Source organism: Chitinophaga sp. (genome assembly GCF_035761305.1).
GTDB lineage: Bacteria > Bacteroidota > Bacteroidia > Chitinophagales > Chitinophagaceae > Chitinophaga.
This window is the reverse complement of the sequence record NZ_DASTRI010000054.1, coordinates 1-23,195: the sequence shown is the minus strand read 5'-3', so window position 1 is coordinate 23,195 and position 23,195 is coordinate 1. Positions and strand designations below refer to the sequence as shown.

The following is a 23,195-nucleotide window of genomic DNA, read 5'->3' as shown; positions in this document are numbered from 1 at the left end:
TCCTGCGTGAATAATCCCCCTGGTCCTCATCATCGTAGGTTACATAGTTCCCGTCTGAATCGTCGGCTGCCGCCACGCTCGTTTGTCCATTTTGTTGCCTGCTGTTGCTGGCCGCGTACGTTTGCTCACTCTTGGGAGAGTAATACACGTCGTCAGGCGTGCGAGCCGTTTTGTACGCAGATGAACAGCTGCTGAGTATCAGCATAGCGGCTCCTGCGGCATATAGTGTGGATTTCATTTGAAAGTGATTTAATCAACAAAATTATATAGTAAATTTACTCTATTTTAATGGAAACACAACAATATAAAAGTATAAACGGTAATGCGGTCTTTAATGTTACAATCCCGTGTCCCTTGCTTACATCCCTGCACTTATTATTTTAGCAATTTGTTGTGGCTTTCTTGATTTTCGTGTAGGTTTGTAAGATTTTTCCTTTTAATATTATAGCAAAAATTAAGCCAAAGGCCGCTGGTTATCAGGGCGGCTGTTAGCGGCCACTGGCATATCTAACGTCTTATGAGTAAAGAAATTACGTCACGTTCAGCAGATTATTCGCAATGGTATAACGACCTGGTTCTGAAAGGCGGTTTGGCCGACTATTCACCTGTACGCGGTTGCATGGTAATAAAACCTTATGGCTTTGCCCTGTGGGAAGCCATGCGCGACGTGCTGGATAAAATGTTTAAAGATACCGGCCACCAAAACGCCTATTTCCCCTTATTCATTCCCAAAAGCTTTTTAAGCCGTGAAGCCGACCACGTGGAAGGCTTTGCCAAGGAATGTGCCGTGGTAACGCATTACCGTTTAAAGAATGATCCCAATGGCGGCGGCGTAGTAGTAGACCCGGAAGCCCGGCTCGAAGAAGAGCTTATTATCCGTCCTACCTCCGAAACCATTATCTGGAATACGTATAAAGACTGGATCCGCTCTTACCGCGATCTGCCCCTGCTTATTAACCAGTGGGCCAATGTAGTGCGCTGGGAAATGCGTACCCGCCTGTTCCTGCGCACCGCCGAGTTCCTGTGGCAGGAAGGCCATACCGCCCATGCCACCGCCGATGAGGCCATTGAGGAAACCAGGCGCATGCTTGAAGTGTATGCCGATTTTGCAGAAAATTATATGGCCCTGCCTGTGATCAAAGGCGTAAAATCGCCCGCAGAACGGTTTGCCGGCGCTATAGACACCTATTGTATAGAAGCGCTTATGCAGGATGGTAAAGCCCTGCAGGCCGGTACATCCCACTTCCTGGGGCAAAACTTTGCCAAGGCGTTCGACGTGCAGTTCTCCAACAAGGATAACAAGCTGGAGTACGTTTGGGCTACCTCCTGGGGCGTATCTACCCGCCTTATTGGCGCGCTGGTAATGGCCCATAGCGATGACGACGGCCTTGTGCTGCCTCCCCGCATTGCTCCCCTGCAGGTAGTAATTGTACCTATTTACAAGAATGATGAGCAAAAGGTTAAGATAGATGAAAAAGTAGGCGCCATCGTACAGGAGCTGAAAGCCGCCGGCATCAGCGTAAAGTACGACGACAGCGATAATGCGCGGCCCGGCTGGAAATTTGCCGAGTACGAAATGAAAGGCGTGCCCGTACGTATAGCCATTGGAGCAAGGGACCTGGAAAACAACGTAGCCGAAGTGGCCCGCCGCGATACCAGGGAGAAAATGAGCCTTTCGCTGGATGGCCTGGCCGGGCGCGTGAAAGACCTGCTGGAAGAAATACAGCAAAGCATTTTCAACAAGGCCAAAGCTTACCGCGACGAGCACATTACGCCCGCCGATACCTTTGAGGAATTTGAAAAGCTGCTGGACGAAAAAGGAGGCTTTATTGCAGCACACTGGGATGGTACCGCAGAAACAGAAGAGCAGATCAAGGAGCGTACAAAAGCTACCATACGCTGTATTCCCCTGAACAATAAGCAGGAAGCAGGCGCCTGCATACTCACAGGCAAGCCCTCAACACAACGGGTGTTGTTTGCACGCGCTTACTAATGCATTGGCATTACCAGGCGTAATGAATCGTCAAATAATCCGGGGGCCGGCGTTACCACCTGTATTATCTATAAATTACAAACTACGAATTAATTAAATGCTCCGGGCCCGCATCATAATGTTGCTGCTGTTAATGGTGCAATGCGCAGGACAGTGTGTTCTGGCGCAGGGGCTCATGATCCGTAATTACAATGTAAAGGACGGCCTGGCTAACGCCACCGTATACACGGCCGTGCAGGATAAGGATGGGTTCATCTGGTTCGCCACCCCCACGGGCCTCAGCAAGTTCGATGGGAAACGCTTCCGTAACTATACCAAAAAAGACGGGCTTACCGATAACGATGTGATCAAGCTTACACCCGACACCAAAGGGCGTATCTGGATTTTCACGCTGAACGGTATACCCTCTTACTTCGGTAACTATACCATTCACTCGCCCGACAACGACTCCAGCCTGCTGCTGAACAGCCATGGGCACTATATGCACCTGGTATTTGAAGACAAGTCGCAGAACGTTTGGTTCCTTAACACAGATAACCACATTATCCAGTACGACGGTAAAAAAATGACCTATGATAAGGTAGGCAACACCCAGGTGAACATTTTCTATTACCTGCGTAACGATACCATTTTCAAACCCCTGCAGCCCTACTTTCACGTAAGCTCCTTTAAAGACCCCGATAACCTGAGCCAGAAGATTTTCCCGGTATCGCCCTACCCGCTGGACGATGAAACCTTTGTAGCCCGCATACGCGGCAACCCCGTGCTGATCTTAAAGAACACGGTGCACAGCTATACCCAGAAAGACATCATCAGCTTTTTTAACGGGCACGACTGGGGTATAACAGATGAAATTACCAGCCTTTGCATAGATAACGACAACCTTTGGGTAGGCACGCAAAGAGCGTTGTTCTATTTAAAAGACTTTTTTACCGGCGCCAGGAACATGACCAAGCTGCTGGACAATCACTACATTACCTCCCTGCTCAAAGACCGCGACGGCAATATCTGGATCACCACCTTTGGCGATGGCGTGTACAACATTCCTTACAAGAACTTTTACTTTAACTACCTGGATAATACCAACGGCCTGTATTCCCACTCCATCTTCAGCATCCTGCGCGATAAGAAAACCGGCATGCTGCTCATAGGGCAAAACGCCGGCGTGCTCAATGTGATGGACTCCAGCCGCCACATGCACCAGCACACGCTCGATACTTCCAGCGGCCGTAACAGCATACTCAGTATTTTACCCTACCGTAACGACGATATACTGCTGGGCGCCGATAACGGGCTGTATACCTTTAATACCACCCGGCGGCGCGTATCGCTGTTACTGCCGCTCAAGAACCTGAAGGATGTGGATATTGCCCCGGGCGGAAAAATATGCGTGGCAGCCAAAGACCAGATAATGAAGGTAGACGCCAATGGCAATACCTCTTATGTAACACCCTGGACAGAGCCGCTGGTAACCTCCATTGCCAGCACCAGCGATACCGCTTATTACCTGGGCACCAACAACGGGCTGTATTATGCCACAGAAAAGCACAGTGAGCCCAGGCCCGCATATGGCGCAGACCCGCGGCTGAGGCAAAGCATCAAAGACCTGAAATGGATAGACGGTTACCTTTGGGTAGGCACCAGCGACCAGGGCATTTATGTAGTGCGCAATAACAAGGTGGTAAAGCACATTGGCACAGCCGATAACCTGGCCAGCGATATTTGCCAGCAACTGTATTATGATGGTATTGGCCGCCTGTACGTATCTACCAACCGGGGCGTATCGGTAATAGATATAAAGGAGCAAACGATCACCCGCAACATTACCTCTAACGACGGCCTCATGTCGGACGATACCAGGGGCGTGTATTACCAGCAGGGAATGCTGTACATAGCCACCTCCAACGGCCTGTGCTATTTTAAAGACCATAACCTGCCGGTTGATACCGTGCCGCCCACCGTGTACCTGAGCGCCATCCGCTACGGCGATACCACTTACCTGCCCAGTGAAAATTTTGTGCACCTGTACAAACGCAAAACTTCCTTTGAGGTAGAGTTTGGTGCCATTGCCTTTGACCTGCCCGACCTGGTGGAGTACCAGTACAACTTTTCCAGCGATACTGCCAGCGGGTGGACCACCACCATGAGCAACATTATACCTTTCCCCGACCTGCAGCCCGGCGCTTATAAATTGCTGCTGCGGGCCCGTAAATATAAAAGCGACTGGAGCCAGCCCCTTACCATTAATGTAAGCATACTGCCGCAGTGGTACCAGCAATGGTGGGCCAGGGGCATTGTGATACTCATAGCCCTGCTGGGCGTGCTGGCCATACTGCGGTACATTGTGAAACGTATTAAGCAGGCCGAAAAGCGCAAAACAGAATACAACCGGCGCATTGCCGAGCTGGAGGCCAAGGCCCTCACCAACCAGATGAACCCGCACTTTATTTTCAACTCCCTTAACTCGGTACAGCACCTGATACTGGAAAAGGAGGAAAAGCAGGCGCTCAACTTCCTGGCGGATTTTGCCACCCTTATGCGGCAAATGCTCAATAACTCCCGGAAATCTTATATTTCCCTGGAAGAGGAAATAGCCTTCCTTACCCGCTACCTGGAGCTGGAGAAGATACGCTTTGCCCACAGCTTTACCTATCACTTTGGTATCGAGCCTGAGCTGAAAGACTATACCGTGTACATACCTCCCATGATCATACAGCCAATTGTGGAAAATGCCATAAAGCACGGCCTGGCGCCAAAGAACAGCGCCGGCCACCTGGAAATAAGGCTGGAGATGGTGGACGATCTGCTATATTGCTCCGTAGACGACGACGGCATAGGCTGGGAACACTCCAACAGCATTAAGACCGGCCGCCTCGTAAAGCATGAATCTACCGCTTTGAGCGTCATTAAGGAGCGGTTGCAGATTATAAAATCTTTTAATGGAAGTGTTGGAAAGTTAGAATTAATTGATAAATTTAAGTCTGGGTTTGGCAACAAAGAGGGTACCCTGGTTGAAATTCTGATTCCCATTGTTAAGATGTTATGAGTAATATAAAAGCTGCGATTGTAGACGATGAAGTCCGCAACATCCATATTTTAAGAAATATATTAGAGAATTACTGTAAGGATGTTACAGTGGTGGGAGAAGCACAGAATATTCACGAAGCCGCGGAGATGATCAAGAACAACCCCATTGATGTGCTGTTCCTGGATATTGAAATGCCGCCCCATAACGGTTTCCAGCTGCTGGAAATGTTTCCTGTACTCAATTTTGAAGTGATCTTTATTACGGCCTTCCAGGAGTATGCCCTGCAGGCTATAAAGTTTGCTGCGCTGGACTACCTGCTAAAGCCCATTAAGGTTAGTGAGGTGGAAGATGCGCTGGAAAAAGTAAAAAAGAGCAAAAAGGGCAGGCTCAATGAGCTGGCCTCCATCCTGAAAGACTACGTAAAAAATAACGATAACGCGTTTTCCAAGATCGTAATACCGGTAAACGACGGGTATAACGTAATTGACCTGAAAGACATTATCTATTGCGAAGCCTTTGACAGCTATACCAAAATACAGCTGATCAACAATGTATCTCACCTTATTTCCAAGTCGTTAAAGGAGTATGAGGAGATGCTGTCCGACAAAGGATTTTACCGTGTGCATAAATCCTTCCTGATCAACATTCACCATATTGTAAAGATCATTAAGGGCCTGGGTACCGCGGTGGTCATGAGCGACCAGAAGAACATCCCGATCTCCTCCCGTAAGAAAGATGAATTTTTTGCACAGCTTAAAGGCGTAATAAACCTGTAAAGCAGCTATAAAATTAAAAGCCCCCCGTTTGTTCAGCGGGGGGCTTTTTCCTAACCTATAAAACCTATATAAAAACAATCACTAAAACGCTTCCTCACCATTCAGGTCTATATTATAATAATATACACCGGTGTAATCAGGGTACATACCTTCCAGCTGCACCTTGCTTTGTTTCTGCAGCACTTTCTTCAAATCATCTACAGAAGTTACGGCCTGTCCGCCCGCCTTCAGTATCACAAAGCCCGACTTCATATTCGTTTGCCTTTTCAGCAGGCCGCTGCCTACATTATTCACATATACCCCGCCGCGTATGCCCAGGCGCGCAGCATCTGCTTTCTCCAGGGAAATCAGGTCAGCGCCCAGCTTGTCCAGCACACTGGTTTTAATAATATCCGTAGTGCCATCCTCATTTTTCAGCAGCACATTGTTTACCGTGTATTCTTTATTATCGCGCAGGTAGCTGATGCTGATCTTATCACCGGGTTTGTAACGGGCAATCTGCTCGGTCATTTCCGGGATGGAAGGAGTGGACACGCCGTTAATTTTGGTAATAATGTCGCCCTTTTCAATACCGGCGGCAGCAGCGGCGCCATTGCCGGGCACTGCCTGCACCATTACCCCGTTAAGATCGCGGCGTATGCCGTGCGCGCGCAGCTCTTCATCAGAAAGGCCCATGGGGTCAATGTAGTTAATGCCCAGGTAAGCCCTTTGCACATTACCATACTTCATCAGGTCGTTCACCACTTTTTTCACCAGGTTCACGGGTATGGCGTAGGAATAACCGGCATAAGCGCCTGTAGGAGAGGCAATGGCGGAGTTAATACCTATCAGCTCACCCGCCGTGTTTATCAGCGCGCCGCCGCTGTTACCCTGGTTCACCGCGGCATCCGTTTGTATAAAAGATTCGATGGCGGAGCGGTGGTTGCGTTTGTTAATACCAATGGTACGGGCTTTGGCGCTCACAATACCGGCAGTTACGGTTGTTTCCAGGTTCAGGGGGTAACCTACTGCCAGCACCCACTGGCCAACCTGCACATCGTCGGAATTACCGTATAATAAATAAGGCGCGTTGTGCACATCAATCTTTATCACGGCCAGGTCGGTATTGGGATCTACGCCCACCACCTTGGCTTTGTACGTCTTATAGTTATTAAGTGTAACATTAATTTCATCAGCCTGGTCTACCACGTGGTTATTGGTTACAATATATCCGTCGTCGGAAATCAGCACGCCGGAACCGGAAGCCATCTGGCCCGGGATGTAGTAACGGCGGCCGCCGCCTTCGCCCTGGAACTCATCTCCGAAAAAGTCGTCGCCAAAAAGGTCCTGTAGTATGCTTCTGCGCCTTTGCAGGTTATTGGTTACCTGGCGGGGATTGATCTTTGTTTTGATATGTACTACGCCGGGCAGCGCAATTTTAGCGGCCTGCTGGAAATCGGTTGGGGGAGTAGCGTTGCGGGTTTCGGTACCAGGCATGTAGCTGGTGTAGTTTACGGGAATATTATTGGAGCCGTTTTGATAGGGACCTGCCTGCCGGGGTGCGAAGTATTTGCTGTAAACAAATATGCTGGCAAAGGCAGTGGCTGTACTAATCAACACAGTCGCAGCAATTTGTCGAAATTTCATATCTCTGTATATTTAGTGTTAAAGTAGACATTTACTCTGGGTATGCATCAATTTACATGCCTTGGATGCAAATTTAAGTGTACCGTTTAATCAAAGCAGTTAGCTAAATATCACTTTAACAGTTTTTTATATGAAACTTTAATGAATAGTTAACGGCACTGGTATGAAAGGTGTTAAAACCTGTCAAATGGGTACTGCTTCCCTGCCAGAATAACAACTGAACCGACAGAATGTTACCGTATAACTATTACAATCCCCGCAGGAAAGCCATAGTGTCTACCCCATCCGCATAATCTGTTAAAGCAGGCTGCTGCGCCAGGCCAAAGGGTGTAAAGCCCTGCCCAACGATGCATTGCACATCGTTGCTTGCCTTCAGGCTGGCCGTTACCGTGGCTGCATGGTCATAATAGCTGTAATGGAGCACGCTGATGGGGCTAAACAAAGCCTCATGCTCCTGCAGCAGCACGCTGCCGTTGGTAAGGTAAGCGCTGCTGTTCAGCAGCAACAGCGCCAGGTTATAGTCATAGTTATTCTTGTACTTATGGTGCTCCGCCAGGTAGGCGTATTTTTCCAGCGCCTTTAGCAGGGGCGTAAAATCATACCCGGCAGGCACAAATATTTTGGTTACGTTGCGGCAGCCAAGGCCAAAGTACAGCATTACATCATCGGCCAGCAGGTTCAGCTCGGCCGCGCTTTCCCGGCCGGTAAGCACGGCGGCGGAAGTGCGGTTGCGGCGTATGATGTGCGGGAAGCGCGAAAAATAGTATTCAAAGTACCGGGCCGAATTATTGCTGCCGGTGGCAATATAGGCGTCGCAGTCTTTCAGCATCTCGCTTACTACAGTCTGCTGCGCGGTTTCGGGGTACCAGCTACTCATTTTCTGAAGAAGGTGTTGCATCAGCACCGCATCTTTGGCAGACAGCTTCAGCTTTACCTGGTGCCCGCTCACAAAGCCGCATAGCCAGTCGTGGAAGCCCACCAGTGGAATATTGCCGGCGGCCGTGATACCCACTGTTTTAGGTGTTTGCCCCCCAGGCTGCGGATAAGCCGCCAGCCAGCTGTTAAGCAGCTTTTCATCCAGGTAATATTGGCAAATATTTTGAATGGCAATATTGATGAAATCCGGTGTAAACCAGCCGTTCACCTGGAAAGCTCGTTCTTTCGCATGTTGGAAGGCATCATCATTACTTTCAAGGTGTTCGCGCAAACGCAATAAAGCGGCGGTTTTTTGTGCATTATTCATGAAACGGTAAGAAATATTAAACTTTTAATCCGGGAAGTTCTATTTTTGTTTCACAAAATTAATGGCTTACCACTTAAACAAAAAGTTTATACTATGGCAATTAAGATAACAGATGAATGTATTAACTGTGGCGCCTGTGAGCCGGAATGCCCGAACAATGCAATTTATGAAGGTGGGGTAGAATGGCGGATGGCGGATGGCACCACCGTAAAAGGCACCTATACACTCATGGATGGTACTCCTATAGATGCCGATCAGGCAAATGCCCCGATCAGTGTTGACACATATTATATTGTTCCTAATAAATGTACTGAGTGCCAGGGATTTCATGAAGAGCCCCAGTGCGCTGCGGTATGCCCGGTTGACTGCTGCGTGCCGGATGAGATGTACCAGGAAACCGTGGACGAGCTGCTTGCCAAAAAGGAAAAGCTGCACATGTAATAATAAAAGGTATTTACAAGGAAGCTTATAATAAAAAAGGAGAGAGGCGTATGCCTTTTCTCCTTTTTTCTTTTATTTACACCGGCAAATTACCATTCTCATGCAACGTATTTTGTTAGCAGCAGGCATATTCCTGTTTATGCTGGCTGCCTGCCGGCCCGCAGCGCCGGGGGGCGCCGGAAAGGACCGGGAAGCGCTCCTGCACGCTGATATTGCTTTCTCCAGCCTCTCAAAGGAAAAAGGTATGCGCCTGGCTTTCCTGGCTTATGCCGACAGCGCCGCCGTTTTATTACGCCAGCACCATTACCCCATAGTAGGGCCGGAGGTTGTAAAGTATATAGAGCGGATGAACGACAGCGGCTTTACCCTTACCTGGAAACCCTCCTTTGCGCAGGTGGCCGCCTCCGGTGAGCTGGGCTATACCTATGGCGTTTATACCTTTAGCACCGCAGATACCACGGAACAGGGTACTTACGTTACCATCTGGAGAAAGAATGCCGCAGGCGGCTGGAAGTATGTGCTGGACAGCGGCAACCAGGGATTGGGGAAATAAGGGTTTTTTCTTTTATCTTTACCCGCTTATAGGCAAGGTATTTATGCAACCTGCCGCCAAAGAACAACTGCCAAACAAATGAAGAAAAATATAGCATTGGTAGCCGGGGGATATTCAGGGGAATATGTAATATCCGTACAAAGCGCAGCTGTAATAGAAGCGCAGCTGGATCACAACCGGTATAACGTTTACAAAATTGTAATTACCCGCGACAGCTGGACCTATACCGGCGCCGACGGGCAGGCCGTTGCAATTGACAGGAATGATTTCAGCCTTACGCTCAATGGCGCCAAAATACGTTTTGACGCGGTTTTCATAGGCATACACGGCACGCCCGGTGAAGACGGCCGCCTGCAGGGCTACTTTGAAATGCTGGGCATTCCCTTCACCAGCTGCGGCATGGTTACCTCTGCCATCACCTTTAACAAAAGCTATTGTAATAAAATTGTAGCGGCGTTCAACGTGGTAAACATCGCTAAGTCGGCGCACATCTTTAAGAACCAGCCTTATGATGCGGCCACCCTGCTGCAGCAGCTGCGCCTGCCCGTGTTTGTAAAGCCGGCGGAAGGCGGCAGCAGCATAGGCATGTCTAAAGTAACAGCGGCAGCCGACCTGCCCGGCGCCATAGAAAGGGCTTTTAAGGAAGATAACCAGGTGCTGATAGAGGAGTTTGTGAAAGGCCGCGAGCTTACCTGCGGGTTGTTTAAAGTGAACGGACAGCTTACCGTGCTGCCCATAACAGAAGTGATCAGCAGCAAAGATTTCTTTGACTACGAAGCCAAATATACGCCCGGCGTATCGCAGGAAATTACGCCTGCGCAGGTGCCGGATGAAATTACGCAACGCGTGCAGCAAACCGCTGCTGCTTTATATGATAAGCTCAACTGCAGGGGCATTGTGCGCATCGATTTTATATGGGAGGAAGCAACCGGCAAGCTGTATTTCCTGGAGGCCAACACCATGCCCGGCCAGTCCGAGAACAGCCTGGTGCCGCAGCAGGTAAGGGCTTCGGGCCGCACCTTGCAGGAATTTTATGGCATGCTCATTGAAGAATGTCTGCGGCAAAAAGCATAAGGCAAAAAAGCAGAAAGCAGAAAGCAAAAGGTAAAAAGTAAAAAGTAAAAGGTAAAAAGTAAAAGGGCCTCAACAACTGTGGGTGCTTTTTGCTTTATGCTTTCAGCTTTCAGCTCAACACGGCTTTCAGTTCAACATAAAAACAACTTATGGTGTTTGAAAAAATCACAAGACGCTCGTTCAGATTTAACCTTTTAGTAGTAATAGTACTGATGATAGTGCTCGGCATCCTGTTTTTCCTGTCGCTGGGCATTATCACGAAGCATAATGAAACATTAACGGTGCCGGACGTACGCCGTAAGAACGTGAAGGAAGCCATGATGCTGCTGGAAAAAGCCGGCTTTGAGGCAGATGTGCGCGACTCTATTTATATCGACAGTATTCCGGCGCTGGCCGTATGGGAGCAGCAGCCCGAAACCGGGGCCGAAGTAAAGGTGGGCCGTACCATCTATCTCACTGTAAATAAAGTGGTGCCACCCATGGTGGCCATGCCCGACCTGGAAGGCCTTACCTACCGCAGCGCGGAAATGACGCTGCGCAGCCGCCGCCTGAATGTGGGCGATACCATTTATAAGCCCGACTTTGCCACCAATACCGTGCTGCAGCAGCTGCTGAATCACAAAGTGATAAAACCCGGTAAAATGATACCGGAAGGCAGCAACATTACCCTGGTGCTGAGCAGCGGCACCGGCAGCATTGAGAACCCCGTGCCGGACCTCATAGGCCTTACCTACCTGGAAGCACGGGAAATACTCAGCGCCAGTAACCTGAACCTGGGCACCGTGCTGATAGACGCCGGTGTAAGCGATACCGCCAATGCCTTTGTAACCAAGCAGGAGCCGCCCCGCCGCAATAACCTGGGCGAAAAAAATATGGTGCGCGCCGGCGAAAGCATCGACATCTGGCTGGGACCTGTAAAACCGGTAAGAGATACGGCTGTACCGGTAGATACGCTGCCGTAGTGAAAAAATAGCATTCAATCAACAACAACAAAATATAATTATGGAAAATATAACGCCTGAAGAACTGAAAAAACGTATGGACAGCGGCGAGCAGCTGAACCTGGTGGATGTGCGGGAGCCTCATGAAAATGCCGAGTTTAATATCGGCGGCATCCTGCTGCCGCTCGGCGATATAAGGGCCATGCAAACAGACGAGATAGATAACCTGAAAGACCAGGAGGTGATTGTTTACTGCCGCAGCGGCAACCGCAGCGGGCAGGCCGCTATGGTGCTGGAAACCATGGGCTTCCAGAATGTAAAGAACCTCGCCGGCGGTATGCTGGCCTGGCAGGAGAAATTTCAGTAAGCAATTTAGCTCACAATGGCTGTTGCCTCAATCTCCACCATAAACCTTTCGTCTATCAGGCGGCTTACCTCCACCATGGTGGTTGCGGGTTTTATGCTCTGGAAAAACTCCCCGTGCGCGCGTCCTACCTCCTCCCATTTACTGATGTCTGTTACAAACATGCGGGTGCGCACCACATCGTGCAGGGAGGCGCCTGCCGCCACCAGTGCGGCTTCTATACGGGCGAGTATGTATTTCGTTTGGGCATAGGCGTTTCCTTCGCCTACCGCCTTATCGCCATCGGCCGCTACGGTGCCCGATACCTCAACCACATTGCCTGTTCTTACAGCACGGGAATAGCCTACCCTGTTTTCCCAGGGAGCGCCGGAAGAAAAGTTTGTACGTTGCATAAGTGTAGTTTTAAATAAAAAGTAAAAAAGCAAAAATGAAAAGTAAGGGGACTTTAAAAACTGTGAATGCTTTTACCTTTTTACTTTTACTTTTTACTTTTTATATCAGCCTTCAAAAAAACAGCAGCTTCCTCCTACCCAGGTGTCCTGGCTGTTGCTGCCCACGCTTATCAGCTTTCCTTTGCTGATGCGGGCCAGGTTATGCACCAGCAGCGGGCGCGGGCTGCCGTCCGGCCAAATGTACATCATGCGTATTTCACAATGTGCGGGGCCGGTTGGCGTGTAAATAACGGGCGCATATTTCACCTTATGCTGCAGGATCCAGTTCTCAGGATCTTTGATGTTGTCTATGTCGGCCCGGGTTACATCTATGATCACGCCCTGGCCTGCAAAGGAAAACAGGGGCTTCAGCACATAGTTCTCCAGGTCGGCGGGTATTACGGGCAGGGTGTGCAGGTACCAGCTTTTAGGCGCAAACTCGCTGTGTATCAGCGGCAGCATGTATTTGCTGATGCGGTAAAACCAGTTGGGATGCGTGATCCATTCCACATCCAGGTGCTGGAACAGGTTGGGATAGCTGCCCAGGGTAGCCTGCTGCCTGATCAGGTCATCGAAAATAACGCGGTTATATATACGTTTAACAGGCGTGCGAACGCCGTTATGATTGTAATACAGCTTGTTGCCTTCCTGTATCAGCGCTGTTACGCATACGGTGTTTATGCCAAGCCGCTTTTGCGTACAGTAAAAGTCCACCCGGGTCTTTTGCAGGTGGGGCGCTACTTCCAGCAGTATTACCTCCCGCGGGTCATAGCTGCCTGTGAGCAGCTGCTGCAGCAGGTCATAGTAACGGCCGGCATCCAGCCCGTTAAAAAAGTTGGTAACGGTACCGGGTATATTAAACTGCTCACGGTATGCACGGGCCATTACTTCCTGGAAGGCAAACAGGGTAGGGAAGCCCTGCAGCTCTATCAGCTGGGGTTCCAGCTGCCCGTTCTGCCCGCGGCATACGGCAAAATCAATGACCAGGAAGTGCGGGTGCGCATTCTCTTCGGGTACTTTCAGCGCCGGCGGAATAGCGTCGCGGGTAAGGGTTTTAAAATCGGGGCGTAGTATTACCTCCACTACTTCCTCACAGGCCTGTACCAGCTTGCTGGTAAGCGCTGCCGGCACAAACACCGGTGTTTCCGCTACGCGAAAGGCCGGCGCTTCGCCGGCGGCCGCGGCCAGGCGGTCCAGGAAGGCCTGGTATTTAGCGGGCGTGAACTGCCCGTTATAATATGTGCGTAATGCCGGTATCATAGCTTGGAAGGCAGCGGGTAGGCTGTTCAGGCGCAAAGTTACGCATTCACTAAAAACTGTTGCACTATAAAGTCTGCTACGGTCACCAGGTTGTTGGTTTGTTCGTAAATACGCAGCTGTTGGTCCGCACCGGTGCCCCGCTCCAGTATGCGGCTGGTATTTTCAATGAAGGGGCGTGAGCCCAGGTCGTCCACCACATCGTCTACAAAGTCAAGCAGCTCATAAATAAGGGCGCGGGCATTCACTTCCATCTCTTTGCCAAAATCAATCAGGTTGCCGTCGATCCCGTAGCGGGAGGCGCGCCATTTATTTTCATTCACCAGTGCGCGGTTGTAAATAATGAAGTTGAGGTTTTGCATGCGCAGCTTGTACACCTTGGCGCATACGGCCTGGAACAGGGCGGCCAGGGTACAGGTTTCATCTATGGTTAGCGGAATGTCGCAAACACGGAATTCTACTGTATTAAAGAAGGGATGCACGCGCAGGTCCCACCAGATCTTTTTGGCATTATCAATACAGTTGGTTTTAATGAGCAGCTTAATGTAATTGTCGTACTCCTCAATGCTGCCAAAGTAATCGGGTATGCCGGTGCGGGGAAATTTATCGAACACTTTGGTGCGGAAAGATTTAAAGCCGGTGTTGCGCCCTTCCCAGAAAGGGGAGTTGGTGCTGAGCGCAAAAATATGCGGCAGAAAATACCGTACGGAATTGGCAATGTGCAGCGCCATTTCCCGGTTTTCCATGCCTACGTGCACGTGTAAACCAAATATAAGGTTGGAGCGCGCAGCGTCCTGCATTTCATTTACGATCTCAAAATAACGGGGATGGTCTGTAATCAGCTGCATCTCCCATTTGGAAAAGGGGTGGGTACCGGAGGCGCCTACACTGTAACCCAGGTCGCCGGCAATGGCCGAGATGGTTTTGCGCAGCTGCGCAATATCCTCCCGGGCTTCTTCAATATTGGTGCAGATCTGCGTGCCTACTTCCACTACTGCCTGGTGAAACTCGGCCTTTACCTTATCACGAAGCACTTTGTGGGCCTGCTCTACAATCCTTTGCTCATGGGAGCGGAGCTCCCGCGTTTGCGGGTCCATTACCATGTATTCTTCTTCAATGCCGAGGGTAAACTGCATAAGTCAATTACGGAATACGAAATTACTTCTTCGCTGCCTTTTTCTCCCCGGTTTTTTTCGCTGCTGCCGGCCTCTTTTTCTCTGTTACAGTTGCCGGCTTGGCGGCATCCTGTAAAAAGCCGCCCCAGGTAAGGCCGGCGGTACCTTTTTTAATGGTGTGTGCCTTGGCCTTTCCAACCAGGAAGGCGGTGCTGGCGGCCACCACCCATTCAAAGTTAGCTTCACCGATAATATGCTGGTCGGCTTCAGGGGCCGGGTTAAAAAAGTCGATAACATGCGGCACGCCATCGCGTACCGCTATTTCTACGGTATTAAAATCATAGCCCAGGTACTGGTTGAGCCGTATCACCTGCCTTACCAGGGTTTGCTGCAGGGTTTCGTCCGGCATAAAATCGGCCTCATAACGGTGCTGATGCAGGCGGGGCGGGTCATAAGGCATAATGCGCACCTGCCCGCCGATATAAAAGCAGCGGTAATAGGCGTCAAAAGGTACTTCCTCCTGCAGCAGCATGGCATCCTGGCCGGTGGTGGCATGGCGTGCAAAAAAATCTTCGGCGCTGGTTACGCGGTGCACATTGCGCCAACCCCCGTCTGCCAGGGGCTTCAGGTAAGCAGGAAAGCCGGTATATGCAAAAATAGCATCCCAGTCAAGGGGGTAGTGCAGGTTGCGGAAGCTGTCGGAGGTGGTATGCGGCGGGTGCTGAAAAGAGGGCAGCAGCACTGTTTTGGGTACCACTAAACCCGTTTTTATAGCCAGCTCGTTGTTCACAAGCTTTTCATCGGCGCTCCACCAGAAAGGGTTGTTCATTACCAGGGCGCCGTTCAGCGCTGCATGTTTCAGCCACGAGCGGTAAAAAGGTACGTGATGGGATATACGGTCCAGTATTACGGCATAACCCGTATTTGTTCCCTGTATCACCTTGTCTATCATTACCGGTTCAGCAGTGATGTTTTTAAGCTTTTGCTGATTGATCCTTTCAATTAATGCCCCGGGAAAAACGGTTTCCCGGCCAAATAGCACGCCTATTTTTTTCATGGTTAAAAATTTTTATGATGGTCCTGCATGGTTTGTTGATCATTTTATAAGCGACAGGTAATAGGGCAACATCTCTTTCCACCAGCGCCAGTCGTGCACACCGTTGCCGCGTACATCCAGCCAGTGGGTAATGTGCTTGGCAGCCAGTATGGCCGACAGGCGTTCGTTCTGCACACGGGTCACATCATTATCCGCCACACCCAGTATAATGCCCATGCGCCACAGTGCAGCGGTAGGATTGTCCGGCATATAATCCACCGGGTTGTTGAAATATACGTTATCGTCATAATGGCCGTTCAGCCGGAAACGTATGTCAAAGGTACCACTCAGGCTAAACAGGTACGATACTTTTTCGGGGTAACGGAAAGCAAAGTTAGCGGCATGGTAGCCGCCGAAGCTGCAACCGGCCACGGCCACACGCTGTACGCCGGTTTCCTGTACGGCGCGCGCCAGCACCTCATGCAGCAGCGCCTGGTCATAACGGGTATGGTTATAGGCGCGTTGCGCAGGGGAAATATGCGGGTTATACCAGCTGTGATGGTCTATGCTGTCGGGGCAGTAAACGCGTATCAGCTGCTCGTCCACGAACCAGCGTATGGCCTCAATAAGGCCGCGCTCCCTGCTCTCATAATACCTGCCCATTGAGGTGGGAAACAATATCAGCGGGTAACCTTCATCCCCGAACACCAGCATTTCAAAGTCTTTGCCCAGGTAGGGCGAATGCCATTTGTAGTAGTTTTCCGTCACCTATTAAAAATAGCGAAAAATGCCGGGATTTGCCGGGGGAAGTAACGCCTGTCGGCAGCCCTTTTTGTCCGGTGGCTTCCTATACACGCAAAAAAAAGCCGGATCATTTGATCCGGCTTTTTGTAAAAGGTGTGATTATGTAAGTACAATCGCTTCATCAGAAGCTATAACGTACGCCTACCTGCATGTTCCAGCGTGAAAGGAAGTTGGAATATGCCCAGGGTTTGCTGGTGTACTTGTTTAACCCGAATTGCGGGTTAAAGGTAAAGGCGGGTGTGTTGGCATCTATCCAGCTGGCGGTTTTGGCCAGGTTAAGCGGCTGCAGCTCCTGGTTGCTGTTGCCCGGGTAGTAAGCGCGTCCCCAGTTTTTGTTCAGCAGGTTGCCGATGTTGAAAATATCAACAGTAAGGCTCAACGTATGATCTTTATATACGGCAAAGTCTTCACCCAGCTTCAGATCAAAGTGGTTTTCCCAGGGCAGGCGTGCGCCGTTCCTTTCCGTGTTCTTGCCCTGGTGCTCGCGCAGGTAATCGTTGGAGTTCACATAGTCCTGGAACATGGCAAACTGCTGTTCCGGGGTATAGGTAACACCGTTCGTTGTTAAGGTAGTGAACTGTGCCGCGCTGGTGGGTATGTACATAATGTCCGCGCTGTTGCTGGTGTTGGCAGAGGTAGCGGTAGTACCGTCATCGCCGTTTATGTCACCAAAGTACACATAGGAAAGCGGCATCCCGGACTGGCCGGTGTACACCAGGCTGATGTTGGTGGCAAACCTGCCGTATTTGAACTTTTTGCTAACAAAGCCCACAATGCGGGAACCCTGGTCGTAGTTGCTGCGGGTCAGATCCAGGTTGTTAAGGCCGTTGATGTTATAGGCATAACGGAAGTTAGAGGATGCGGTAGAAGAAGTACCGTCGTTTACCGTATAAGAGTGGCCAAGGCTGTATGATATGCTGCCGTACCATCCGTGGCTGAACGCCCTTTGCAGCTGTGCGGTAACGTTATAGGAATATCCTTTGTCAGTATTGCCCAGGGCCAGCACTTTGGTAAAGCGCGGGTCTGCCAGGGTGCCGTAGAAGGGGCGCGTGGTGTTTTCCAGGTTAATGGAAGTGGTGGAAGGCGCCAGGTTCAGGTCATGATAAAGAATGTCCTGTACGGTTTTGGTATAAATACCTTCAATGGTACCAATAAAGCCAAAAGGCAGCTTCTGGTCAATGGCCAGGTTGGCGCGCAGGATCCGCGGGAATTTGAAATCGCGTTCTGTTACGTCAATTTCAGTGGGCGGAGGTGTGCTGCCGCTGGCAGCCGGTTGGTACGGATCGTTCGGCGTAAAGGTAATGCCCGCGGCCTGTACGGCCGCTGCGTTGTTGGCAGAGTAGCTGATCCTGGCTACACCTGTACCGGCATACTGGTTAGATATCCATACAAACGGTACACGGCCGGTAAATAAGCCTACGCCGCCACGCAGCTGTGTGGTGCCGTCTTTTTTAACATCCCAGTTAAAACCGGCTCTCGGTGAAAGGAGTATCCGTGATTTCGGCATTTTATCCGTAGCTACGTCGTTGTTCTTAGCCAGGTCGGAGCTGTTGAAGTAATCGTTGGCCGCAGGCTTGTTAAAGAACACCGGCATGTCCGCCCTGATGCCGTAGGTCAGTTTAAAGTTATCGGCAATATCAAAGGCGTCCTGTATATACAGGCCAAACTGTGCGGCATGCATTACAGAAGCGGCCAGGTCGCCTTTGCCTTTGGACGAATAGTTGGTAGAGTAGCTTTGCAGGTTCTGGTTAGCCTTAAAGTCGGCTATGCTGCTGTAGGAGTAGCTGCCCAGCACACCCTGCAGGAACACGTTCTTGGTGTTATAGAACTGGTTGTCGGTACCAACAGTAATGGTATGCTTACCGGCATAGATGTTAAAGTTATCGGTAATAGTGTAGTTGTCCTGGTCAAGCCTGTTGGCCTGGGAGCTGAACTCCGTACCGAAACGGTAGGTGGCGCCGTTCTCTGAAATGGAAACCGCCGGGAAGGGATTGCCGGGGGTAGACCTGTTATCGCGGGTGGCGTTATAGGTCAGGCGCAGCATGTTCGAGTACCTGCTGGATATGTTGGTGCTCAGCTCAATTACAGATGAGTTGTTGGTAGAGTTGAACTGGTAACCGTTATTCAGGAAGCTCATAGCGGTGCGGGAGTCGCTGATGATCAGGTTATGCCCCTTCACAAAGCTGTGGCGGATGGTCAGCTTGTTCTTGTCATTGATGTTCCAGTCAATACGGGCAAAAACAGAGTTGGCCACCTTGGGAATATCAATGCCGTTATAAGCGCCGGGGTCATAGCTCCAGCCAGGGTGCTGGCTTTCATTTTTCAGGAAGTCGCTCAGGTCCTTTACGGTATTCACGTCAATGGAGGAGGCGCCGGAACCGGGCTGGAAGTCCAGCGGGCGGCTGCGTCTTTCACCTTCATAGTTCACAAAGAAGAACAGCTTATCCTTAATGATGGGACCACCCAGGCGGGCGCCAAAGGTCCAGTCGTGGAAATCACCGTATTTCTCGCGGGTATCGGCGCTTTTGCCTACGAACGACTGGTTTTGGTTAAAGCCGTAAACAGATCCGTGGAACTCGTTGGAGCCGGAGCGGGTTACAGCGTTCACGCCACCGCCGGTAAAACCACCCAGGGTAACATCATAGGGAGAAAGTACGATCTGTACCTGCTCAATAGCGTCAAAGGGAATAGGGTTGATGCCGGCCTGCCCGCCGTTGGTGCCGCTGGCTGCCAAACCAAATACGTCGGTAGCATTGGCGCCGTCGATGGTGAACTGGTTGTATTTATGGCTGGCGCCTGCAAAGGAAATACCCATGGTGCTGCCGTCAGAGGCATCTCTCCTGGGTTGTGCCTGCGGCACCAGGCGCGCAAAATCGTTGATGTTGCGGGTAACAGTGGGCAGTGTTTGCAGCTGCTGCTGTGAAAGGCTGGTTTGGGTACCCTGCCTTTCAGGGGAAATAATGGCGTTCCTGTTATAGATCACCTCTACTTCGTTCAGTGATTTGGAGTTGTCTTCCAGCTGTACGTTCAGCCTGCCGGGTACACCCAGCTGCAGGGCAATGTTGTCGTAGGTACGGGTTACATACCCTATAAAGGTTACTTCCACCTTATAGGGGCCACCTACCCTCATATTGGGGATGGTAAACCGGCCATCGGCCTGCGAAATGGTTCCGTAAACAGTACCGGAAGGCAGGTGAGTTGCCTTTACAGTGGCTCCGATCAAAGGCTCATTCTTATTATCTTTTACTACACCGGTGAGGCTACTGGTAGTAACCTGGGCATAGGAAAAAATAGTACTCAACAAGAGGGAAACTGTGAGTAAAATTTTGTGAAATCCCATAATGCTTGCATGTTTGATTTATCCCGCAAAATTGAGAAATAATCGTTTCAAAATTTTAACGTGGAATTAACAAATTGTTAAGGTATAGCGGTTTTAATCCTCTCTCTATATACTGCTTGCAGGTTATTCAAATTCATGGCTAAACACCGTCTATTTCTTCAATGAGCCGGCTAAGAAATTAAGAATATTCAAATTGGTATAATTGTAATATGTTAAAAATGGGGAAAAGTAGTGGTGTTTTTATGGTAGCAGGCTGATAAAGTGGTTTCTTGTAATGAAAAAAGGCGTTTTCAAGCGGTTCCGGTGCTGTAAATCATATATAAAGGCCGCTTGTTCCCCAGCTCTATTCCGGATCAAGTCCACATTAAGTCCACCTGTTTTTGGGGCATTAATAATATCACTTCCGGGTGAACAAAGTGATTTACCGGTTGTTAGTAGGAGTAAACCACTATTGTTTTATAAGAAAACCACTATCCAATGGCCATATTAAAAGGTCCTATGAAAATAGAAGGCAGGGTAGGTGACCTCATCTTCTACCGCCGCGGCAACAAAACCTGCTGCCGCAGCAGGCCGGTGTACAGGCCCGGTAGCCTGAGCGCCGCCAGCCGCCAGAGCGCCGGGGAGTTTGGCCGGGCCAGCAGCGCCGCCAAACAGTTTCGCCGGGCATTGGGCGGTTTGTGGCCCGCATCGCATGACAGCGGCATGGTAAACCGCCTTAACGCCGCCTTTTACCGCGCCCTGCGCGCGGATGAACGCCCCCGCGGGCAACGCGTTATTACCCCTGCCGCGCTGAAGGCAGCCCTGCAGCAGTTCCGTTTTAACAACCAGGCCGCCCTGCGCTTCCAGGTGAATTGCACCCGCCAGCCGCACGGGCAGCTGCGGGTTAGCCTGCCGCATAACTGGGTACAGCTGCTCAAATGCCCGCGCTATGCCTCCCATGTACAGGTGCAGGTAGCCGCCCTGGCCCTGGACGCCGCCACCGGCATTTGCCGCAAAACAGCTACGGTTACCGATTGTGTGGCCCTGGGCGCTGTGCATAACGGCGTGCTGCCCCTGCTGCAGCTGTCTGCCGGCGCACGCCTTACCACGGTAATTGCGCTGCAGCTGCGCTTTATTAAGGAAGAAGCAAATGGCGCTATTTATACCTCTGCAGAAAAGGCGGCAATGGTGTCGTGCGTAGCGGCCGTGCTGCTGCCGGAAAAAAAGCCCGCGGCTCCTGGCGGCGCTATGCGCACGGTTGCTCCCGGTAATGCTGCTGCAACGCCTTTAGCTTCATCTCCCGCAATTGCCACACGCGCTGTTACACCTGGCAATATTGTACCCGGCAATGCTGCGCCTTTGCCATCATCCCATAGCAGCGCTGCATCTTTGCCTGCTCCGCAACAGCCGGTAACTGTCCGGCAGCGGCCATTGCCGGCGCGCAAAAAGCCCCGCCTGCTGCGGAAAGAAGGAGGGTAGGTAGATGTGCAGATGTGCGGATATGCAGATGTGCAAGATGATGGCGTGTACAACAGGGGCGAGCGCGCGATAAGGGATGGCAGCGGCCTGTTAGGGTGCTGTGCCTGCAGCGTTCTTTTGTATAGGTGTTCTTTTGTATAAAGGAGCATTGGGCGTCGATGCGCCACATCTTATGCCACCCTTATATATGGGGGCGCCTGCATGCGCAAATAGGCGCTGTTTAATTTTGCTTTCCCATGACAATCAATATTAACCCTTACGGGCCGGCTTTTTATACGGGTTTTTTCCTGCAGCATATTAAAAATGAACCGGTTAACAACAACGCATGCCCGCCCGGTTCACGGCGGTGCAGTATGGCCGTTCCCCGGGTACTGTTTATAGCAACCTAATTTGTGCTAACTTTGCCCATTATTTCAACTGACTGATCTTTATATATGCTAGACACAATTGAAGCCGCCCTTGATGATATTAAAAAAGGAAAACTGGTTATAGTGGTGGATGATGAAGACCGCGAGAACGAAGGCGATTTTGTGACCGCTGCCCGTAACGTCACACCTGAGATCATTAACTTCATGAGCATACACGGCCGCGGCCTCATATGCGCTCCCCTGGTAGAAGAACGCTGTGAAGAGCTGGGCCTGGAAATGATGGTACGTGATAACACCGCCCTGCACCAAACCCCTTTTACCGTTAGCGTAGACCTGCTGGGTCATGGCTGTACCACCGGCATATCTGCCCACGACAGGGCCAAAACCGTGCAGGCGCTCATTGATCCCAATACCCGTCCTGAATACCTGGGCAAACCGGGGCACATTTTTCCGCTCAAAGCCAAGAAAGGCGGTGTGCTACGCCGCGCCGGCCACACAGAAGCTACAATAGACCTGGCCCGCCTGGCCGGGTTTGAACCTGCGGGCGTGCTGGTAGAGATCATGAATGAAGACGGCACTATGGCCCGCCTGCCCCAGCTGCGCGAAATAGCCTCCAAATTCGACCTGAAACTAATATCCATAAAAGATCTTATTGCCTACCGCCTGCGCACAGAGTCGCTGGTAGAGGAAGAAGTACGGGTGCAGATGCCTACCAAGTACGGCAACTTTGAGCTGATTGCCTTTAAGCAGCTCAACTCCGGCGATATGCATATGGCCCTGAAAAAAGGCGACTGGGAAGAAGACGAGCCCGTGCTGCTGCGCGTACACTCCTCCTGCTTTACCGGCGACATCCTGCACTCCCTGCGCTGCGACTGCGGCGAGCAGCTGCATGCTGCCATGACCATGGTAGAAAAAGAAGGCAAAGGCCTGATCCTGTACATGAACCAGGAAGGCCGCGGCATAGGGCTGCTCAACAAGCTGAAAGCCTACAAGCTGCAGGAAGAAGGCCGCGATACCGTAGAAGCTAACCTGGAGCTGGGCTTTAAAATGGACGAACGCGATTACGGCATCGGCGCGCAGATACTGCGTAAGCTGAACATCAGCAAAATACGCCTCATGACCAACAACCCCCGCAAACGCGCCGGCCTTAAAGGGTATGGATTGGAGATCGTAGAAAATGTTCCCATTGAAATACATCCCAACCCCCACAACGAGTTTTACCTGCAAACCAAACGGGATAAGCTGGGGCATGAGATATTGGGGAGAATTACGGGGTAATTACGAATTGACAATTACGAATTGTAGGAGATGTTTATAAAATTAAAAGTCCGGCAGTGTAAGCTCGCC

At 50.7% G+C, this 23,195-nt stretch carries 18 protein-coding genes and 1 pseudogene; 10 read left to right on the top strand and 9 right to left on the bottom strand.

Going from position 1 to position 23,195, the window contains the following annotated elements; translation table 11 throughout:
• Window positions 1–238: pseudogene (locus tag VFS25_RS05525) on the bottom strand (hypothetical protein); the annotation flags it as partial.
• 279 nt (window positions 239–517) lie between these two features.
• Between VFS25_RS05525 and proS the strand changes: the two are divergent.
• From proS to VFS25_RS05510, 3 genes are all read left to right on the top strand, one after another.
• Complete coding sequence (proS, locus tag VFS25_RS05520) at window positions 518–1,993, top strand: proline--tRNA ligase (RefSeq protein ID WP_326461125.1); 1,476 nt, start codon at window positions 518–520, stop codon at window positions 1,991–1,993.
• 175 nt (window positions 1,994–2,168) lie between these two features.
• A complete protein-coding gene (locus VFS25_RS05515) occupies window positions 2,169–5,039 on the top strand; it encodes a sensor histidine kinase (RefSeq protein WP_326461124.1) in 2,871 nt (956 codons plus the stop codon).
• Window positions 5,036–5,797, top strand: coding sequence for a LytR/AlgR family response regulator transcription factor (locus tag VFS25_RS05510; RefSeq protein ID WP_217603492.1), 762 nt, complete (start codon window positions 5,036–5,038; stop codon window positions 5,795–5,797). Before VFS25_RS05515 ends, VFS25_RS05510 begins: the two co-directional genes overlap by 4 nt.
• An 81-nt stretch (window positions 5,798–5,878) precedes the next feature.
• Here VFS25_RS05510 and VFS25_RS05505 read toward each other — a convergent pair whose 3' ends face one another.
• Both VFS25_RS05505 and VFS25_RS05500 read right to left on the bottom strand, forming a co-directional pair.
• Complete coding sequence (locus VFS25_RS05505; protein WP_326461123.1) at window positions 5,879–7,396, bottom strand: trypsin-like peptidase domain-containing protein; 1,518 nt, start codon at window positions 7,394–7,396, stop codon at window positions 5,879–5,881.
• A gap of 274 nt (window positions 7,397–7,670) precedes the next feature.
• Window positions 7,671–8,666, bottom strand: a complete 996-nt coding sequence (locus tag VFS25_RS05500) for an acyl-CoA reductase (RefSeq protein WP_326461122.1) — start codon at window positions 8,664–8,666, stop codon at window positions 7,671–7,673.
• 93 nt (window positions 8,667–8,759) lie between these two features.
• On the opposite strand from VFS25_RS05500, the gene VFS25_RS05495 reads away from it, so the two are divergent.
• From VFS25_RS05495 to VFS25_RS05475, 5 genes are all read left to right on the top strand, one after another.
• Complete coding sequence (locus tag VFS25_RS05495; protein ID WP_326461121.1) at window positions 8,760–9,107, top strand: 4Fe-4S dicluster domain-containing protein; 348 nt, start codon at window positions 8,760–8,762, stop codon at window positions 9,105–9,107.
• A 100-nt stretch (window positions 9,108–9,207) separates the two neighbouring features.
• Entirely contained in the window at window positions 9,208–9,660 is a 453-nt protein-coding gene (locus tag VFS25_RS05490) for a hypothetical protein (protein WP_326461120.1), read from the top strand.
• A 78-nt stretch (window positions 9,661–9,738) separates the two neighbouring features.
• Entirely contained in the window at window positions 9,739–10,734 is a 996-nt protein-coding gene (locus tag VFS25_RS05485) for a D-alanine--D-alanine ligase (RefSeq protein ID WP_326461119.1), read from the top strand.
• 149 nt (window positions 10,735–10,883) lie between these two features.
• Window positions 10,884–11,696: a PASTA domain-containing protein gene (locus VFS25_RS05480; RefSeq protein ID WP_326461118.1), complete on the top strand. Its 813-nt coding sequence runs from the start codon at window positions 10,884–10,886 to the stop codon at window positions 11,694–11,696.
• Window positions 11,697–11,736: 40 nt separating this feature from the next.
• Window positions 11,737–12,042, top strand: coding sequence for a rhodanese-like domain-containing protein (locus VFS25_RS05475; protein ID WP_326461117.1), 306 nt, complete (start codon window positions 11,737–11,739; stop codon window positions 12,040–12,042).
• A 5-nt stretch (window positions 12,043–12,047) separates the two neighbouring features.
• Here VFS25_RS05475 and VFS25_RS05470 read toward each other — a convergent pair whose 3' ends face one another.
• The 6 genes from VFS25_RS05470 to VFS25_RS05445 form a co-directional block, all read right to left on the bottom strand.
• Window positions 12,048–12,431 (bottom strand): RidA family protein, encoded by a 384-nt coding sequence (locus tag VFS25_RS05470; protein ID WP_326461116.1) that lies wholly within the window; start codon window positions 12,429–12,431, stop codon window positions 12,048–12,050.
• A gap of 105 nt (window positions 12,432–12,536) precedes the next feature.
• Complete coding sequence (locus VFS25_RS05465) at window positions 12,537–13,730, bottom strand: hypothetical protein (protein ID WP_326461115.1); 1,194 nt, start codon at window positions 13,728–13,730, stop codon at window positions 12,537–12,539.
• Between the two features lie 38 nt (window positions 13,731–13,768).
• On the bottom strand, window positions 13,769–14,863 hold the full coding sequence (locus VFS25_RS05460; protein WP_326461114.1) for a carboxylate-amine ligase: 1,095 nt from the start codon (window positions 14,861–14,863) through the stop codon (window positions 13,769–13,771).
• Window positions 14,864–14,885: 22 nt separating this feature from the next.
• Entirely contained in the window at window positions 14,886–15,899 is a 1,014-nt protein-coding gene (locus VFS25_RS05455; RefSeq protein WP_326461113.1) for a hypothetical protein, read from the bottom strand.
• A 39-nt stretch (window positions 15,900–15,938) separates the two neighbouring features.
• A complete protein-coding gene (locus VFS25_RS05450; protein WP_326461112.1) occupies window positions 15,939–16,646 on the bottom strand; it encodes an esterase family protein in 708 nt (235 codons plus the stop codon).
• A gap of 157 nt (window positions 16,647–16,803) precedes the next feature.
• Window positions 16,804–19,986, bottom strand: coding sequence for a TonB-dependent receptor (locus VFS25_RS05445; RefSeq protein ID WP_326461111.1), 3,183 nt, complete (start codon window positions 19,984–19,986; stop codon window positions 16,804–16,806).
• Window positions 19,987–20,499: 513 nt separating this feature from the next.
• Here VFS25_RS05445 and VFS25_RS05440 point away from each other — a divergent pair.
• Both VFS25_RS05440 and VFS25_RS05435 read left to right on the top strand, forming a co-directional pair.
• Window positions 20,500–21,480: a hypothetical protein gene (locus VFS25_RS05440; RefSeq protein WP_326461110.1), complete on the top strand. Its 981-nt coding sequence runs from the start codon at window positions 20,500–20,502 to the stop codon at window positions 21,478–21,480.
• A gap of 434 nt (window positions 21,481–21,914) precedes the next feature.
• A complete protein-coding gene (locus VFS25_RS05435) occupies window positions 21,915–23,126 on the top strand; it encodes a bifunctional 3,4-dihydroxy-2-butanone-4-phosphate synthase/GTP cyclohydrolase II (protein ID WP_326461109.1) in 1,212 nt (403 codons plus the stop codon).
• The last annotated feature ends 69 nt before the right edge of the window (window positions 23,127–23,195 follow it).